This window comes from Streptomyces lacaronensis (assembly GCF_047337785.1).
Taxonomy (GTDB): domain Bacteria; phylum Actinomycetota; class Actinomycetes; order Streptomycetales; family Streptomycetaceae; genus Streptomyces; species Streptomyces lycopersici.
This window is the reverse complement of the sequence record NZ_JBLHDK010000003.1, coordinates 5448305-5464717: the sequence shown is the minus strand read 5'-3', so window position 1 is coordinate 5464717 and position 16413 is coordinate 5448305. Positions and strand designations below refer to the sequence as shown.

Here is a 16413-nt window from a genome sequence, read left to right as displayed (position 1 = left end):
GCCGCGTGGGGGCTCCGCCCCAGACCCCGCTCCTCAATCGCCGGAGGGGCTGGAAGGCAGGGCTCCCCAGACCCGGGGTTCAGGGGCGAAGCCCGGTTTCGGAGGACGTGGTCAATGCCGGTGGTTGTGCTCGTCCAGCTCCCGCCACCACCGGTCGGACTCCTCGTCCCCCGATTCGTCCCACCACCGGTCGTCGGGGCCCCGGCGATTGGCGACGATCGCCGCCAGGGGCGGTATCACCATGGCGACGACGCACATCGCGACCGCGGCGGGGACCGACCACAGGCGCACAAAGGCCCATGCCGAGATGAAGAGCGTCAGACACGCGCCCATCAGGAAGAAGTATGCGTGGCGGCGTCGCGCGTACATATGTCCAGGGTACGTCCGCGACCGCCGCACCGACAGACGAAAGACCCTGGTGCCGACGGACGAAAGCCCCCGCACCGACGGACGAAGGGCCGCACCCCGCCGAGGCGTCCAACCCCGGGGTGCGGCCCTCCGGCCGTGAGTCACGACGCGCCGTAGCGCGTCAGACGGCGATGGCGACCTCCGCCAGCCCGCCCTTCTGGGCGACGACGGTGCGGTCCGCGGTGCCGCCGGGAACCAGGGCGCGCAGCGTCCACGTGCCCTCCGCGGCGTAGAAGCGGAACTGCCCGGTCGCGGAGGTGGGGACCTCGGCGGTGAACTCGCCGGTGCTGTCCAGCAGCCGGACGTAACCGGCGACGGGCTCGCCGTCGCGGGTCACCGAACCCTGGATCGTGGTCTCACCGGGCTTGATCGTCGAGGCGTCGGGGCCGCCGGCCTTGGCTCCACACATGGATGTCTGTCCTTACGTTCGAGGGAGAGGGGTCAGCTGTCGGAGCCGAGCTCGACCGGCACGCCGACCAGCGAGCCGTACTCGGTCCAGGAGCCGTCGTAGTTCTTGACGTTGGTCTGGCCCAGGAGCTCGTGCAGGACGAACCAGGTGTGAGCGGAGCGCTCACCGATGCGGCAGTAGGCGATGGTGTCCTTCGACAGGTCCACGCCCGCGCCCTCGTAGATCTCCTTGAGCTCGTCGTCGGACCTGAAGGTGCCGTCGTCGTTGGCCGACTTCGACCACGGGATGTTGCGGGCGCTCGGGACGTGGCCCGGACGCTGCGACTGCTCCTGCGGGAGGTGGGCCGGCGCGAGCAGCTTGCCGGAGAACTCGTCGGGGGAGCGCACGTCGACCAGGTTCAGCGAGCCGATGGCGTCCACGACCTCGTCGCGGAAGGCGCGGATGGCGGTGTCCTGCGGCTTGGCCTTGTACTCGGTCCGCGCGCGGGTCGGCACCTCGGCGACCAGGTCGCGGGAGTCGAGCTCCCACTTCTTGCGGCCGCCGTCGAGCAGCTTGACGTCCTGGTGGCCGTAGAGCTTGAAGTACCAGTAGGCGTAGGCCGCGAACCAGTTGTTGTTGCCGCCGTAGAGGACGACCGTGTCGTCGTTGCCGATGCCCTTCTCCGACAGGAGCTTCTCGAAGCCGGCCTGGTCCACGAAGTCACGGCGCACCGGGTCCTGGAGGTCCTGCTTCCAGTCGATCCGGATGGCGTTCTTGATGTGGTTCTTGTCGTAGGCCGAGGTGTCCTCGTCCACCTCGACGATGACCGTCTTGGGGTCGTCGATACGGGCCTGGACCCAGTCGGCGTCCACCAGGACGTCACTGCGGCTCATGTTTCTCTCCTCCGGGGCAGTTGCGGCGGTACGGGCACGCTCACGACGCGGCGCCGCGCGGGGGCGTGCGGCGAGCGTACGGGCGAAGGTGCGGGAAGGTCCGGCTGACGGGCCGAAGAGGGGGCGGTCCGTGGCGTGTACGGACCACGTCCCATTCAGACGGGGCGACAGAGCATGGCGGCGACGCGGCACAGGTCGACTGCCCGCCGCTTCGTGAGATCCGCCTGTCGCTTCATGGGTCCGATCGTAGGGACGGACAGGCGGGCATGTCACCGGCGTGTCGCATGATGAGACGTTATCGTCCGGAGTGTGAGATGAGAGAAGCGTGGACGGCCGGGAGGGGCGGCCGGAGGGGCCAGCGGCGGGCAGGAACCTCCATATGCGCGGACATGATCGTCTCAGTGAATGGACCAGGGGCGTGATCCGACGCCCCTGGTACTGATCGCGTCAGCCCGTCAGCTGGACGTTGTTACCCGTGACCGAGACGTCTATGCCGTCCTTGGAGGTCTCCACCTTGTCCAGCCGCATGCCGGTGGGCAGTCCCTCGATCTTCCGCTCCATGTCGGCCTTCTCGCGCACCTTGTCCTCCCACTGGGGGATGCTGCCGCCCGGTATCGACTCGGCGTGCAGCCGGATGGTGTTGCCGTTCACGATGGTGACCTGGGAGTGGGCGGTGAGGCTGAAGCCCAGCAGACTGCCGGTGATCTTGACCTTGTTGCTGCCCGACGGGTCGTGGGCGACCGTGATCCCCGGACCGGCGGCCTGTGAGAGGTCCGCGTAGCTGATGTGGGCCGAGCCGGTGGCGCGGTCGGCGCTGGCCGATGAGAAGTTGCCCGAGATGCGGACGTTGTGCAGCTGGGCGTCGAGCTCGGTGACCCGGACGCTGCGGCCGTCGCCCGCGTCCGTCGTCAGCCCGTCCACGCCGACGTCGACCTCGTCCAGCTCCTTCCCCACGACCTGGGTGAGGAACGGGAAGCCCTTGATCGAGACATTGGGCGTCGTGGTCAGGCCCTGAGAACTCTTGATCTTGTCGGCCGCCTTGGACTCGGCCATGTACACCGCGATGCGGTCGGCGGCCACGAAGAGGCCGCCGAGTATCACGACGACGATCAGTGTGATGCGTAGTGCGCGCATGTGCGTGGGTCCCCCAGGCTCTCGCTCAGGCCCTCGCGCCTGAGGCTGCGAGCCTATCCGGAGCGGGTGAGCGGGAGCCGGGGAGTCAGCCCAGAGCGCGGCCGATCACATAGACCACGGGGGCGGCGGCCGCGAGCGGCAGCGCCACACCGGCCGTCATGTGGACGAAGCGCGAGGGGTAGTCGTAGCTGGCGACCCGGTGGCCGATCAGTGCGCACGCCCCGGCCGCGAACCCGAGCAGGGCGGCGGTGGACGTGCCCGTTCCGGTGAGCCGCCCGGCTCCGAGCCCGGCGCCCGTGGCGGCCACCAGCGCGACCACGACAGCGGCGGCGGTCGGCAGCGGCAGTGCCCGGACGAGCACGGCCACGGCGACCGCGGCCGCCCCCACCACCACGGCGTCCGAGGACTCGGCGACGGCGGCCAGATGGCCGGCCGCGAGCACGGCGAGGGCCGTGGCCGCCACGGCGGCCGTAAGGCCGTACAGCCGCTCGTCCGGGGAGGCGTGGCTGCGCAGCTGGAGGATCAGCACCAGCAGCAGCCAGACGCCGATGGTGCCGATGACGACCGTAGGGGCGTGTGACGGCTCGGTGGCGAGCAGGCCGACGTCGGCGGCCAGACCGCCCGCGAAGGCGAGCGCGATGCCCTGCCGGGCGGGCCACATGCCGTTCAGCCGGAACCAGCCCGCCGCCGTGACCGCCTGGAGCGCCGCCACCGCGACGGCGACCGCCGGGCGGCCCAGCGGTGCGGTGGCCGCGAGCAGGGCGGCGAGCACGGAGGTCAGGGCGGCAGGGACGAACCCCGGGTGGACGATCTGCGGACGGCCCTCGGCCTTGGCCTTCTCGGCGGCGGTGAGCGGCCGGTCCGGCTGCGGGGCGGGCGGCTCGGCGGTCGCGGTCGCGGCCTGTGCCTGCGCCGGGGCCTGAGGCGGTGCTTGGGACGGGTCGGCGGGCTGGTGGTACGGGCGCTGCTGCTGAGCCCAGCCCTGGGCGTACTGGTCCTGATGCCCCTGATGCCCCTGATGCCCCTGATGTCCTTGGTGGCCCTGGTGGCCCTGCTGGGCGGCGGCGTAGGGGTCCGCGTACGGCTGCTGCTGGTACTGCTGCTGCGGGTGCTGGTACTGCGGCGGCTGGGCCTGGGCGTACCCCTGCTGCTGCGGATACCCCGCGTACCCCTGCCATTCGGCCTGCCGGCGGTCACCATGGCCGCCATGGCCGCCATGGCCGCCGTAAGGATGCCCGTTCTGGTCGTATCCCCCATAAGGAGCCTCGTACGACCCGTACGGAGGGTACGGCTGCTGATCTTGCTGCTGATGAGGCTCGTGGGGCTGGTGAGGCTCGTTGGGCTGGTGCGGCTGGTTGCTCATGAGCTCGGGGTTCACCCTCCTGCGAACGGTGGGAGCACCTCGACCGTGCCGCCCTCGGCGAGTTGGATCGTCTTGTGGTCACGGGTGCCGGCCGGGGTTCCGTCGACCAGGAACGAACAGCGCAGCAGGACCCGTGCGAACTCCGGCCGCGCGGTGTGCCGCTCCCGGGCCGCGTCAAGCGCCTCCGCCAGCGTCCACGCGGTGTACGGCTCCTCCGCGGTGCCGGCCGCGGCGCGGGCCGCGGCCCAGTACCGGATGGTCCCGGCGGGCGTGCTCATCATCGCCATCGCGATCCCTTTCCCGTCATCTGCCGCCTCCATGATGACGGGTGCGGGACCGCGCCCGGGACCACACGCGGTTCCTCGAAAATACGGCCGGTTCGGGGCGTGCGTCACTTAAGGTTTTCGTGTGCTGGTACGACTGATAAGGGCGTATCTGAGGCCCTATACCCGAACGATCACGCTGATCGTCTTATTGCAGCTGGTGCAGACCCTCGCCACGCTCTACCTGCCCGCACTGAACGCGGACATCATCGACAGCGGAGTGGTGAAGGGCGACACCGGCTACATCCTCCGTGTCGGCGGGCTGATGATCGCCGTCACGCTCGTCCAGATCGTGTGCGCCGCGGGAGCCGTCTACTTCAGCGCCCGCACCGCCATGGCGCTCGGCCGCGACGTACGCGCCGCCGTCTTCGACCGGGTGCAGTCCTTCTCCGCCCGGGAGATGGGCCACTTCGGGGCGCCGTCCCTGATCACCCGCACCACCAACGACGTCCAGCAGGTGCAGATGCTGTGCCTGATGGCCTTCACACTGATGGTCTCGGCGCCGATCATGTGCGTCGGCGGCGTGGTCATGGCGCTCAACGAGGACGTGCCGCTGTCCGGGCTGCTCCTGCTCATCGTTCCGGCCCTGGGCCTCGTGGTCACGCTCATAGTCCGCCGGATGCGGCCGCTGTTCCGCGACGTCCAGGAGCGCATCGACACCGTCAACCGGGTGCTGCGCGAACAGATCACCGGGATCCGGGTCATCCGCGCCTTCGTCCGCGACACCCATGAGCGCGACCGCTTCACCGACGCCAACACCGGGCTGATGGATGTCTCGCTGCGTGCCGGGCGGCTGATGTCGCTGATGTTCCCGGCCGTGATGCTGGTGGTGAACGTCTCCAGCGTGGCCGTCGTCTGGTTCGGCGGGCACCGCATCGACAGCGGCGGGATGCAGATCGGCGCGCTGACCGCGTTCCTCAGCTATCTGATGCAGATCCTGTCGTCCGTGATGATGGCCACCTTCATGTTCATGATGGTGCCGAGAGCCGAGGTGTGTGCCGAGCGCGTCCAGGAGGTGCTGGACACCGGGACCAGTGTCGTACCGCCGCTGATGCCCGTCGCGCCCGCGCCCGCCGACGCCGGACGGGGGCTGCTGGAGCTGCGGGGCGTGGAGTTCCGCTACCCCGGCGCCGACGCGCCCGTGCTGCGCGACGTTTCGCTGACCGCCCGGCCCGGCCGGACCACCGCCGTCATCGGCTCCACCGGCAGCGGCAAGTCGACCCTGCTCGGGCTGGTGCCGCGGCTGTTCGACGCGACCGACGGCAGCGTCCACCTCGACGGGGTGGATGTGCGCGACCTCGCCCCCGAGGTGATGACCCGGACCATAGGGCTGGTCCCGCAGAAGCCGTACCTGTTCGCCGGCACCGTCGCCTCAAACCTGCGGTACGGCGATCCCGACGCCACCGACGAGGAGCTGTGGCGGGCCCTGGAGACCGCCCAGGCACGGGAGTTCGTGGCGGCCATGGAGGGCGGTCTGGACGCCCCGATCGCCCAGGGCGGAACCAATGTGTCCGGCGGCCAGCGGCAGCGGCTGGCGATCGCCCGCGCCCTGGTCCGCAAGCCGTCCGTCTACCTCTTCGACGACTCCTTCTCCGCACTCGACTACGCCACCGACGCCCGGCTGCGGGCGGCACTCGCGGAGGAGACGGACAACGCGACGGTGGTCATCGTCGCCCAGCGGGTGTCCACGATCCGGGGCGCCGATCTGATCGTGGTCCTCGACGCGGGGCGGATCGTCGGCGCCGGCACCCACGGTGAGCTGATGGCCGGCAACGAGACCTATCGCGAGATCGTGCTCTCCCAGCTCACCGAGGAGGAGGCGGCATGAGCGGCACTTCGGCGCCCCGCAGGGGTCCGGCGCCCGCCGCCGGGCCCGGCCGCTTCATGGGCGGGCAGCCCACCGAGCGGTCCATGGACTTCCGCGGCTCCAGCCGCCGGCTGCTGGCCCGGCTCCGCCCCGAGCGCGGTATCGCGCTGCTGGTGCTCGCGCTGGGCACGGTCAGCATCGGTCTTTCGGTGGTGGGTCCGAAGATCCTCGGAGAGGCCACCGACCTGATCTTCGCGGGCATCGTCGGACGGCAACTGCCCGACGGCGTCAGCAAGGAGCGGGCCGTCCAGTGGCTGCGCGACAAGGACCAGGGCACGGTCGCCGACATGGTCGCGTCCATGGACGTCACCCCCGGACAGGGCATCGACTTCCATGCGATCGGCACCGTGCTGCTGTGGGTCACGGCGCTGTACGTGGCCGCCTCGGTCCTCAACCTGTTCCAGGCGCGGGTGGCGACCGTCGTCGTCCAGCGCGCGGTCTTCCGGCTGCGCGAGGACGTGGAGCACAAGCTGGCGCGGCTGCCGCTGGCGTACTTCGACAAGCAGTCGCGCGGCGAGGTGCTCTCCCGCGCCACCAACGACATCGACAACATCCAGCAGACGCTCCAGCAGACCCTCAGCCAGATCATGGCCTCGCTGCTGACGATCGTGGGCGTGCTGTCGATGATGTTCTGGATCTCGCCGCTGCTGGCGCTGGTGGCGCTGATCACCGTCCCGGTCTCGGTGTGGGTGACGACGCGCATCGGCAAGCGCGCGCAGCCGCAGTTCATCGCCCAGTGGAAGACCACGGGCAAGCTCAACGCCCATATCGAGGAGATGTACACCGGCCATGCGCTGGTGAAGGTCTTCGGGCGGGAGAAGGAGTCCGCGCAGGCGTTCCGGGAGCAGAACGACAAGCTCTACGGGGCGGGCTTCCGGGCCCAGTTCATCTCCGGCCTGATCCAGCCGTCGATGATGTTCATCGGAAACCTCAACTATGTGCTGGTGGCCGTGGTCGGCGGGCTCCGGGTGGCCTCCGGCGCGCTGTCGATCGGCGATGTCCAGGCGTTCGTCCAGTACTCCCGGCAGTTCAGCCAGCCGCTCACCCAGGTGGCCTCCATGGCCAACATGGTGCAGTCGGGCGTGGCCTCCGCCGAGCGGGTCTTCGAGCTGCTGGACGCGCCGGAGCAGAGCGGGGAGCCGGTGGACGCGCGGCGGCCGGAGGCGGTGCGCGGGCAGGTCGCGTTCGAGGAGGTCTCCTTCCGCTACCAGCCGGACACGCCGCTCATCGAGGGTCTGTCGCTGTCGGTGCGGCCGGGCCAGACCGTGGCCATCGTCGGGCCGACCGGCGCCGGGAAGACCACGCTGGTCAATCTGCTGATGCGGTTCTACGAGGTCAGCGGCGGGCGGATCACGCTGGACGGGGTGGACATCGCCGAGATGTCACGGGAGGAGCTGCGCTCCCACATCGGGATGGTGCTCCAGGACACCTGGCTGTTCGGCGGGACGATCGCCGAGAACATCGCGTACGGGGCGGAGGGGGCGAGCTCCGAGAGGATCGTGGCGGCGGCGGAGGCCACCTATGTGGACCGCTTCGTACGGATGCTGCCGGACGGCTACGACACGGTGATCGACGAAGAGGGCGCCAACGTCAGCGCCGGTGAGAAGCAGCTGATCACGATCGCGCGGGCGTTTCTCTCCGAGCCGTCGATCCTGGTGCTGGACGAGGCCACCAGCTCGGTCGACACCCGTACCGAGGTCCTCATCCAGCGGGCGATGGCCTCGCTGCGCAGCGGCCGTACGAGCTTTGTGATCGCCCACCGGCTGTCGACCATCCGGGACGCGGACGTGATCCTGGTGATGGAGTCGGGGCGGATCGTGGAGCAGGGCTCGCACGACGCGCTGCTCGCCGCCGGGGGCGCGTACGCGCGGCTCTACGCGTCCCAGTTCGCCGAGCCGGTGGCGGAAACCGAATAGGCGAGCCGCTGGGGGAACGGTTTCAGGCGTGGGCCGCGGCCCAGTCGGCGATGCGGGTCAGCAGGTCGGGGGAGGCGGCGGTCTCGGCGTGGCCGTAGCCCGGCTCGATCCACAGCTCCGAGGTGGACGGGTCCGCCGCCGACGCCAGCATCCGCGGATGGTCCAGCGGGAAGTACGGGTCCCGGTCGCCGTGCACGATCAGCAGCGGCGTCGGCGCGATCAGCGGCGCCGCGGCCACCGGGGACAGCGGATCCACGGCCCAGCCGCGGGGGTCGATCCGGGTGCGCAGGCCGTAGCGGGAGACCAGCCGCCCCGTCGGCCGGGTGATCGCCCAGTGGAGCCGCCGCATGGGCGCGGTGCCCCGGTAGTACCAGCGGGCGGGTGAGCTCACGGCGACCACGGCATCGGGGGCGGCGCCGTCGGCCGACCCGGCGGACGCGTCGGTCACCTCCCCGGGGGTCCCGAGTACGTCCCGGGGCGTCCCGAGTACGTCCCCGGGCGTCTCGAGTACGTCCCCGGGGGTCCCGAGTACGCCGTCCGTGCGCCCCGCTGAGCGCCCCGTGCGCTCCCCCTGGTGTACGTCTTGCAACGGCTGGATTACATCGGCCTTCCGGTACAGCGCCGCCTGCCGGATCACCACCGAGCCGCCCATCGAGAAGCCGACCGTGGCCACCCGCCGATGTCCGAGCCGGCGCGCCCAGCGCACCGCGGCGGCCAGGTCCAGCACCTCGCGATCGCCGACCGTGGACCGTCCGCCGGACCGTCCATGGCCCCGGAACGAGAACGTGATCACGGCCGTACGCTGGTGAAACGCCAATGCCACCCGCCGTAGCGCGGGGCGCTCCAGGGCACCGGAGAAGCCGTGCCCGACCACCAGCGCGAGGTGGTCGTAGGGTTCGGCGCCGCCCTCCGGGGAAGGTGCGTAGCGCGCCTCGATCGAGACCCCGTCATCGGTCAGCAGCATGGCCCGTTGCTCCCCCGCGGTGACCGTGGAAGGACAACGGGGAGCAGATTGAGCCTCTCCAGCGCATGTCATGTGGGTTATTCTGTCGTGAAGAGGATCCGGGCAACGTAGCCCCCGGGTCCTTTTGTGCTTTCAGAGCGACAGTGCGCGTTTGAGCGCACCGTCGCTCCAAGGGCGCGGAGCGTGACCGTACGAAGTAGTAGCCGCAGACTCCCCCGGGCACGGCCCGGGAGGTGCCCCTCTCGCAAGGGACCGAGGAGGAACCGACGTAATGGGCGAGCGAAGCGTGCACAACCTCGAGAAGACGGCCAGGGCAGGTGATGGACGATGAGTTCCCTCCTGCTGCTGACCAACGCACTTCAGCCCTCGACGGAGGTGCTCCCCGCCCTCGGCCTGCTGCTGCACAGCGTGCGGGTGGCCCCCGCCGAAGGCCCGGCCCTGGTGGACACCCCGGGCGCCGACGTCATCCTGATCGACGGCCGCCGCGATCTGCCACAGGTGCGCAGCCTGTGTCAGCTGCTGCGGTCCACCGGCCCCGGGTGTCCGCTGATCCTGGTGGTGACCGAGGGCGGGCTCGCCGCCGTCACCGCCGACTGGGGCATCGACGACGTCCTGCTGGACACCGCGGGCCCGGCGGAGGTCGAGGCCCGGCTGCGGCTGGCCATGGGCCGTCAGCAGATCACCACCGACGACAGCCCGATGGAGATCCGCAACGGCGATCTGTCGGTCGACGAGGCCACCTACAGCGCCAAGCTCAAGGGGCGTGTGCTCGATCTCACATTCAAGGAGTTCGAGCTGCTGAAGTACCTCGCCCAGCATCCGGGCCGGGTCTTCACCCGGGCGCAGCTGCTCCAGGAGGTCTGGGGCTACGACTACTTCGGCGGCACCCGCACCGTGGACGTCCACGTCCGGCGGCTGCGCGCCAAACTGGGCCCGGAGCACGAGTCCCTGATCGGCACGGTGCGGAACGTGGGCTACCGGTTCGTCGCGCCGGAGAAGGTGGAGCGCGCCGCGGAGGAGGCCCGGGCCAAGGCGGCGGCGCGGGACGCCGGAGCGGGCGGCGCGGCGCGTGGCGGGCAACCCGACGGCGCGGCCGACTCCTCGGGCTCCGCGGGCTCTGCCGGCTCCGCGGCGAGGACCGCTGCCGCACGACCGGCCAACGGCTAGCTGGACCCGCGTAGACTTCGCGCGTGGCCAAGGTGACGCGGGATGATGTGGCAAGGCTTGCGGGAACGTCGACCGCGGTCGTCAGTTACGTCATCAATAACGGACCCCGGCCGGTCGCCCCGGCCACGCGCGAGCGGGTGCTCGCCGCGATCAAGGAGCTCGGCTACCGGCCGGACCGGGTCGCACAGGCGATGGCGAGCCGCCGGACCGATCTCATAGGGCTGATCGTTCCGGACGCCCGGCAGCCGTTCTTCGCGGAGATGGCGCACGCCGTCGAGCAGGCGGCCGCCGAGCGCGGAAAGATGGTGCTGGTCGGCAACTCGGACTACCTGGACGAGCGCGAGGTGCACTATCTGCGCGCCTTCCTGGGGATGCGGGTGTCCGGGCTGATCCTCATCAGCCAGGGCCCGAGCGAGAACGCGGCGGCCGAGATCGAGGCCTGGGACGCCCGGGTGGTGCTGCTGCACGAGCGGCCCGAGGCGATCGACGATGTGGCGGTGGTGCTGGACGACGTCGGGGGCGCGCAGCTCGCGGTGCGGCATCTGCTGGAGCACGGCCATGGCTATGTGGCCTGCCTCGGCGGCACCGAGATAACCCCGACCGTCGGCGACCCGGTCACCGACCACGTGGAGGGCTGGCGCCGCGCGATGCGCGAGGCCGGGCGGCCGACCGACGGGCGGCTCTTCCAGGCTCCTTACAACCGGTACGACGCCTATAAGGTCGCGCTCGATCTGCTCGCCGGTCCCGACCGGCCCCCGGCCATCTTCTGCGCCACCGACGACCAGGCGTTCGGGGTGCTGCGTGCGGCGCGTGAGCTGCGGATCGACGTCCCCGGGGAGCTGGCGGTGGCCGGTTTCGACGACGTGAAGGAAGCCCACCTCACCGACCCTCCGCTGACCACGGTCGGCTCCGACCGCCCCGCGATGGCGCGCGCCGCGGTCGACCTCGTCCTGGACGACGGCGTCCGCCTCTCCGGCTCCCGCCGCGAACGCGTCAAGCAGTTCCCCTCGGCCCTGGTGGTCCGCCACTCCTGCGGCTGCGCATAGCCCTTGGCGCCACTGCTCGTCAGGGGCGGGCATGGACACCTATGCCGCCGGAGACGGTGAGGTTGTCGCCGGTGATGTAGCCGGCGGCGTCCGAGGCGAGGAAGGCCACGGCTTCGGCGATGTCGGCGGGAGCGCCGACGCGGCCGAGCGGGACGTCCCGGGCCCAGGAGTCGATCATTTCCCGGGAGACACCCAACTTGCTGTAGGCGGGGGTGTCGATCATTCCCGGGCTGATGGCGTTGACGCGGATGCGGCGGGGGGCGAGTTCGAGCGCGAGGGACCGCATGAGGGGCAGCAGAGCGCCCTTGGCGGCCGTCATGGCGGCTCCGATCCCTTCGCCGGCGCCCACGGTGAACACGACCGAGGCCCCCTCGTTGAGGAGCGGGAGGGCCTTTTGCAGGGTGAAGAAGGTGCCCTTGACGTTGATGTCGAACAGGGCGTCGAAGGCGTCTTCGTCGGTTGACTCGAGCGGGCCGGGACGGGAGATGCCCGCGTTGAGGAAGAGCAGGTCGAGGGAGCCGAATCGGCGGCGCGCCCGGTCCATCGCATGGTCGAGGTCCGGCAGGGACCGTGCGTCGGCCCGGACGACCATGACGTCTTCGGGAAGTCCGGCGTTGGCGACATTGCCGACGCCGGTGACCATGACGCGATAGCCGCGGGAGTGGAGCAGTTCAGCGGTCGCCTTACCGATGCCGCTGGTTCCACCGGTGATCAGAGCTGCGGGTGCGGACATGATGCGGTCCTTTGCGTGTTCCTGGGAGACATTCATTGGCAGCGTACGCCAGCTTGGCAGAGGCTGCCAGAAGTAATGTGAGTGTCAGACTGGCAGTGCTGGGCTAACCTGGTGGCATGAAGCAGGAAGGCAAGACGGCGACGGGCGCGCCGGCCACGCTGTGGGACCGGACCCGGCAGCTGGCCTCCCAGGAGATCCTCGGGACGGCTCTGCGCCTGTTCACCGAGCAGGGCTACGACGAGACGACCATCGCCCAGATCGCCCGGGAGGCCGGTGTCTCCCAGCGCACCCTCTTCCGCTACTTCGGCACCAAGGAAGACCTTCTCGGTGGCGACCAGGGCCGGTTCGGGCAAGTCCTGACGGACGCGATCGGCGAACAGCCCGCCGAAGCCGGTGTGTGGGAGGCCCTGCGCGCGGGGGTCGCCGCCGTACTGGCCCTGCACGACGGCCGCGAACAGGCCCTGGAGCGGTTCCGTCTCCTGCACAACACCGCGTCGCTGCGCGCTGGTTGGCTCGAGAAGCGGCTGCGGTTCCAGGAGGAGCTGCTGCCGCTCGTCGAGGCGCGCATGGGCGCCGCTGTCGGCAGTGCGGATCCGAGGGCCCGCGCGGTGATCGCGACGGCGTTCGCATGCCTGGACGCCGCATCGATGGCGTGGGTCGACAACGACGGTAAGGGCGACATCCTGGACCTGTACGACGAGTGCCTGGCCGCGGTGCGCGGCTGACCCGCGGCGACATCCTTATGTCGGGCATACCGACTTCTGGTGGGGTTCTCAGCGGGCACTCACGGGACTCTCATACTCCGGCCGCACAGTCATAGACATGACGGACAGCACACGCCGCAGCGGCGCAGACGAGCCCTATCCCTACGCGTACGGCGGTGGCGAGGGGTATCCCGATCCGCCCGCGTATCAGCCTCAGCAGCCGGTCACCACGCCGTCCGGGGTCACCGTATGGCCGGGTGACGGCAGTGGCAGTGGCAGTGGCAGTGGCGGGAGCGGTACGGGGGAGGGCGGCGGCGCGTTCGCGAGTGAGGGGGCGCACGGGGGCGGGGGGCGGCGCAGGGCGCGGGTCTCGCGGCCGGTCGCGCTGATCGCGGCCGTGGCGGCGGTCTCGGCGCTCGTGGGCGGCGGGGCGGCCGCGCTGGTCACCAACGCCACCCAGAAGTCCGACACCACGGTCTCCACCCCCGTGGTCAACGCCAACTCCACCAGCCGCAGCGGGGTTTCGGCCGTCGCGGCGGCCGTCAGCCCCAGCATCGTGGAGGTCAGCGCCAGCGGCACCAGCGGTCAGTCCACCGGGTCCGGCGTGGTCATCACCAGCGGCGGCGAGATCATCACCAACAACCACGTGGTCTCCGGCGCCGACGCGATCAAGGTGACCTTCAGCGACGGCAGCAAGAAGACCGCGACGGTCGTCGGCACCGACAGCAAGAAGGACCTCGCCCTGATCAAGGTGGAGGGCGCGAGCGGGCTGAAGGCCGCGTCCCTCGGCGACTCCAGCAAGGTCACGGTGGGCGACCAGGTCGTGGCCATCGGCTCGCCGGAGGGCCTCACCGGCACCGTCACCAGCGGCATCGTCTCCGCGCTCGACCGTGATGTCACCGTTTCCACGGACCAGGGCCAGGGCCAGGGCGGTCAGGGGCCGGGCGGCGGCGGGCAGTGGCCGTTCGAGTTCGGCGGCGGCCGGTACAACGGCGACGTCGGCTCCTCGACCACCACCTACAAGGCCATCCAGACCGATGCCTCGCTCAACCCCGGCAACTCCGGCGGCGCGCTGATCAACATGAGCGGCCAGGTCATCGGCATCAACTCCGCGATGTACTCCGCGGCCTCGGGCCAGAGCTCCAGCAGCGCGGGCAGCGTCGGCCTCGGCTTCTCGATCCCGGTCAACACCGTCAAGTCCGATCTCGCCTCCCTGCGCGCGGGCGGAAGCGACAGCAACACCTGATGGACGTGCGAGGCTGGCAGCAGCGCCGCACAGCCCGCCGCGGCCACCTCCCCGCCCCACCGTCACCCGCTTTGAGGAAACCGACCCATGAGCCCCGCCGACCACGGCGACCAGCCGGCCCGCATCCTGATCGTCGACGACGAGCCGGCCGTCCGGGAAGCCCTTCAGCGCAGCCTCGTCTTCGAGGGCTACGCGACCGAGACCGCCGTGGACGGACTGGACGCGCTGGGCAAGGTCGGCTCCTACGACCCCGAGCTGATCGTGCTCGACGTGCTGATGCCCCGGATGGACGGGCTGACCGCCGCGCGGCGGCTGCGCGCCACCGGGGTGACGCTGCCGATCCTCATGCTCACCGCGCGGGACACGGTCGGCGACCGGGTCACCGGACTCGACGCGGGCGCCGACGACTACCTCGTCAAACCCTTCGAACTGGACGAACTGCTGGCCCGCATCCGCGCCCTGCTCCGTCGCAGCTCCTACGCCGCCCAGCAGGGCGCTGCGCTGCCCGAGGGGGACGTGCTGGCCTTCGGCGATCTGCGGATGGACCTGACGACCCGCGAGGTCGTCCGGGGCGCGCGCCGCGTCGAGCTGACCCGGACCGAGTTCACCCTGCTGGAGATGTTCCTGGCGCATCCGCGCCAGGTGCTCACCCGTGAGCAGATCCTCAAGGCGGTGTGGGGCTTCGACTTCGAGCCGTCGTCCAACTCGCTGGACGTGTACGTGATGTATCTGCGCCGTAAGACCGAGGCGGGCGGCGAGCCGCGGCTCGTGCACACCGTACGCGGGGTGGGGTACGTCCTGCGGCCCGCGGAGGGCGAGCCCTCGTGAGATTCCGCAGACTGCCGCTGCGCTCGCGGCTGGCCCTGCTGACCGCCATGGCGGTCGCGGTCGCGGTGGCGGTGTCCGCGTTCGCGTCCTGGCTGATCGTCCGGGAGCAGCTCAGCGCCCAACTCGACTCGTCCCTGCGCAACGTCACGGTGGACGAGCGCAATGTGCTGAGCATCCTGGAGGCGTGCCAGAGCCCCGACGGCGCCGACGACCGCACCCCGCACGCCCTCGGCTCGTACTCCGTGCAGATCGTGCTCGCCGACGGGAGCCGCTGCACCCAGCCCGGGGCGACCAAGCTGCCGGTGACCACCGCCGATGTGGCCGTGGCCGTCGGGGAGCGGCCGAGCGCGCTGCATGACGCGACGGGCGCGGGCGGCGAGGACATGCGGGTGTTCACCTACCGGCCGGCCTCCGGCCCCGGCAGCCCGCTGCCGCGCGGGATCGCCGTCTCCATGGCGCGCCCGCTGAGCGAGGTCGCGCATCCGCTGGGCACGCTCGCGCTCGTCCTGGCCCTCGTCGCCGGGGTGGGCGTCGTGGGCGCGGGAGCGGCGGGCCTGTGGATCGCCAGGACCGGGCTCAAGCCCGTGGACCGGCTGACCGAGGCGGTCGAGCATGTGGCCCGCACCGAGGATCTGGCCGTGCGTATCCCGACTGAGGGCGATGACGAGATCGCCCGGCTGTCCCGGTCGTTCAACTCCATGACGGCGGCGCTCGCCTCCTCCCGCGACCGTCAGCAGCAGCTGATCGCGGACGCAGGGCATGAGCTGCGCACCCCGCTGACCTCGCTGCGGACCAATATCGAGCTGCTCGCGCGCAGCGAGGAGACCGGCCGCGCGCTGCCGCCCGCCGACCGTAAGGCGCTCATGGGGAGCGTCAAGGCGCAGATGACCGAGCTGGCGGCGCTGATCGGCGATCTTCAGGAGCTGTCCCGCCCCGACGCGCTGCCCGGCAGCGGGCCCCCGCAGGTGGTCGCCCTGCACGAGGTGGTGCGGACGGCCCTGGAGCGGGCCCGGCTGCGCGGCGCCCATCTCACGATCAACGCCTCGATCGAGCCCTGGTACGTCCGCGGCGAGGCGACCGCCCTGGAGCGGGCGCTGGTCAATCTGCTCGACAACGCCGTGAAGTTCAGCCCTTCGGGTGGTGTGATCGACGTCGTCCTCAGAAGCGGAGAGGTACGGGTGCGCGACCACGGCCCCGGCATCCCCGCCGAGGAACTGCCGCATGTCTTCGAGCGCTTCTGGCGCTCCCCGTCCGCCCGCAGCATGCCCGGCTCGGGCCTCGGGCTGTCGATCGTGGCCCGTACGGTCCAGCAGTCGGGCGGCCAGGTGGGGCTGGAACCGGCCCCGGGCGCCGGCACGGTCGCCTGGCTCAGACTCCCGGGCGCGCCTACGGCTCCGCCGGGGATCGACCTCGGCTGAGCGCGGCTCGATCCG

General features: G+C 70.9%; 17 protein-coding genes. 8 read left to right on the top strand and 9 right to left on the bottom strand.

The genetic code is table 11. The features are described from left to right. Positions 1 to 111: 111 nt before the first annotated feature. The 7 genes from ACMTAK_RS23425 to ACMTAK_RS23395 all read right to left on the bottom strand — a co-directional run bounded on the left by ACMTAK_RS23425 (position 112) and on the right by ACMTAK_RS23395 (position 4473). Entirely contained in the window at positions 112 to 369 is a 258-nt protein-coding gene (locus ACMTAK_RS23425) for a DUF3099 domain-containing protein (RefSeq protein ID WP_237513849.1), read from the bottom strand. 160 nt (positions 370 to 529) lie between these two features. Further along, on the bottom strand, positions 530 to 817 hold the full coding sequence (locus ACMTAK_RS23420) for a DUF1416 domain-containing protein (RefSeq protein WP_020869513.1): 288 nt from the start codon (positions 815 to 817) through the stop codon (positions 530 to 532). 32 nt (positions 818 to 849) lie between these two features. Beyond that, the gene (locus ACMTAK_RS23415; RefSeq protein WP_413808013.1) at positions 850 to 1689 is read right to left on the bottom strand and encodes a sulfurtransferase; all 840 of its coding nucleotides are present in this window, start codon (positions 1687 to 1689) and stop codon (positions 850 to 852) included. Positions 1690 to 1844: 155 nt separating this feature from the next. Beyond that, positions 1845 to 1925 carry an Ms5788A family Cys-rich leader peptide gene (locus ACMTAK_RS23410; RefSeq protein WP_351229977.1) on the bottom strand — a complete coding sequence of 27 codons (81 nt, stop codon included), beginning with the start codon at positions 1923 to 1925 and terminating at the stop codon, positions 1845 to 1847. Between the two features lie 211 nt (positions 1926 to 2136). Then, positions 2137 to 2823 (bottom strand): LmeA family phospholipid-binding protein, encoded by a 687-nt coding sequence (locus ACMTAK_RS23405; protein ID WP_413808012.1) that lies wholly within the window; start codon positions 2821 to 2823, stop codon positions 2137 to 2139. An 85-nt stretch (positions 2824 to 2908) separates the two neighbouring features. Next, a complete protein-coding gene (locus ACMTAK_RS23400; RefSeq protein ID WP_413808011.1) occupies positions 2909 to 4186 on the bottom strand; it encodes a hypothetical protein in 1278 nt (425 codons plus the stop codon). Between the two features lie 11 nt (positions 4187 to 4197). After that, positions 4198 to 4473: a MoaD/ThiS family protein gene (locus ACMTAK_RS23395; RefSeq protein WP_413808010.1), complete on the bottom strand. Its 276-nt coding sequence runs from the start codon at positions 4471 to 4473 to the stop codon at positions 4198 to 4200. 121 nt (positions 4474 to 4594) lie between these two features. On the opposite strand from ACMTAK_RS23395, the gene ACMTAK_RS23390 reads away from it, so the two are divergent. Together ACMTAK_RS23390 and ACMTAK_RS23385 are read left to right on the top strand one after the other, a co-directional pair. After that, positions 4595 to 6337 (top strand): ABC transporter ATP-binding protein, encoded by a 1743-nt coding sequence (locus ACMTAK_RS23390; RefSeq protein WP_413808009.1) that lies wholly within the window; start codon positions 4595 to 4597, stop codon positions 6335 to 6337. Next, positions 6334 to 8292 (top strand): ABC transporter ATP-binding protein, encoded by a 1959-nt coding sequence (locus ACMTAK_RS23385; protein ID WP_413808008.1) that lies wholly within the window; start codon positions 6334 to 6336, stop codon positions 8290 to 8292. Before ACMTAK_RS23390 ends, ACMTAK_RS23385 begins: the two co-directional genes overlap by 4 nt. 22 nt (positions 8293 to 8314) lie before the next feature. On the opposite strand, the gene ACMTAK_RS23380 is transcribed toward ACMTAK_RS23385, so the two are convergent. After that, on the bottom strand, positions 8315 to 9256 hold the full coding sequence (locus ACMTAK_RS23380) for an alpha/beta hydrolase (protein WP_413808007.1): 942 nt from the start codon (positions 9254 to 9256) through the stop codon (positions 8315 to 8317). 327 nt (positions 9257 to 9583) lie between these two features. On the opposite strand from ACMTAK_RS23380, the gene ACMTAK_RS23375 reads away from it, so the two are divergent. After that, positions 9584 to 10423 (top strand): response regulator transcription factor, encoded by an 840-nt coding sequence (locus ACMTAK_RS23375; RefSeq protein WP_413808006.1) that lies wholly within the window; start codon positions 9584 to 9586, stop codon positions 10421 to 10423. A 23-nt stretch (positions 10424 to 10446) separates the two neighbouring features. Further along, entirely contained in the window at positions 10447 to 11469 is a 1023-nt protein-coding gene (locus tag ACMTAK_RS23370) for a LacI family DNA-binding transcriptional regulator (RefSeq protein ID WP_413808005.1), read from the top strand. 19 nt (positions 11470 to 11488) lie between these two features. On the opposite strand, the gene ACMTAK_RS23365 is transcribed toward ACMTAK_RS23370, so the two are convergent. Further along, complete coding sequence (locus ACMTAK_RS23365) at positions 11489 to 12202, bottom strand: SDR family oxidoreductase (protein WP_413808004.1); 714 nt, start codon at positions 12200 to 12202, stop codon at positions 11489 to 11491. Positions 12203 to 12318: 116 nt separating this feature from the next. Here ACMTAK_RS23365 and ACMTAK_RS23360 point away from each other — a divergent pair, with 116 nt between their 5' ends. From ACMTAK_RS23360 to ACMTAK_RS23345, 4 genes are all read left to right on the top strand, one after another. Next, the gene (locus ACMTAK_RS23360; RefSeq protein ID WP_413808003.1) at positions 12319 to 12927 is read left to right on the top strand and encodes a TetR/AcrR family transcriptional regulator; all 609 of its coding nucleotides are present in this window, start codon (positions 12319 to 12321) and stop codon (positions 12925 to 12927) included. A 97-nt stretch (positions 12928 to 13024) separates the two neighbouring features. Further along, positions 13025 to 14152, top strand: coding sequence for a S1C family serine protease (locus ACMTAK_RS23355; protein ID WP_413808002.1), 1128 nt, complete (start codon positions 13025 to 13027; stop codon positions 14150 to 14152). A gap of 87 nt (positions 14153 to 14239) precedes the next feature. Next, positions 14240 to 14980, top strand: coding sequence for a response regulator transcription factor (locus ACMTAK_RS23350; protein ID WP_413808001.1), 741 nt, complete (start codon positions 14240 to 14242; stop codon positions 14978 to 14980). Continuing rightward, positions 14977 to 16398: a HAMP domain-containing sensor histidine kinase gene (locus ACMTAK_RS23345; RefSeq protein ID WP_413808000.1), complete on the top strand. Its 1422-nt coding sequence runs from the start codon at positions 14977 to 14979 to the stop codon at positions 16396 to 16398. Before ACMTAK_RS23350 ends, ACMTAK_RS23345 begins: the two co-directional genes overlap by 4 nt. The last annotated feature ends 15 nt before the right edge of the window (positions 16399 to 16413 follow it).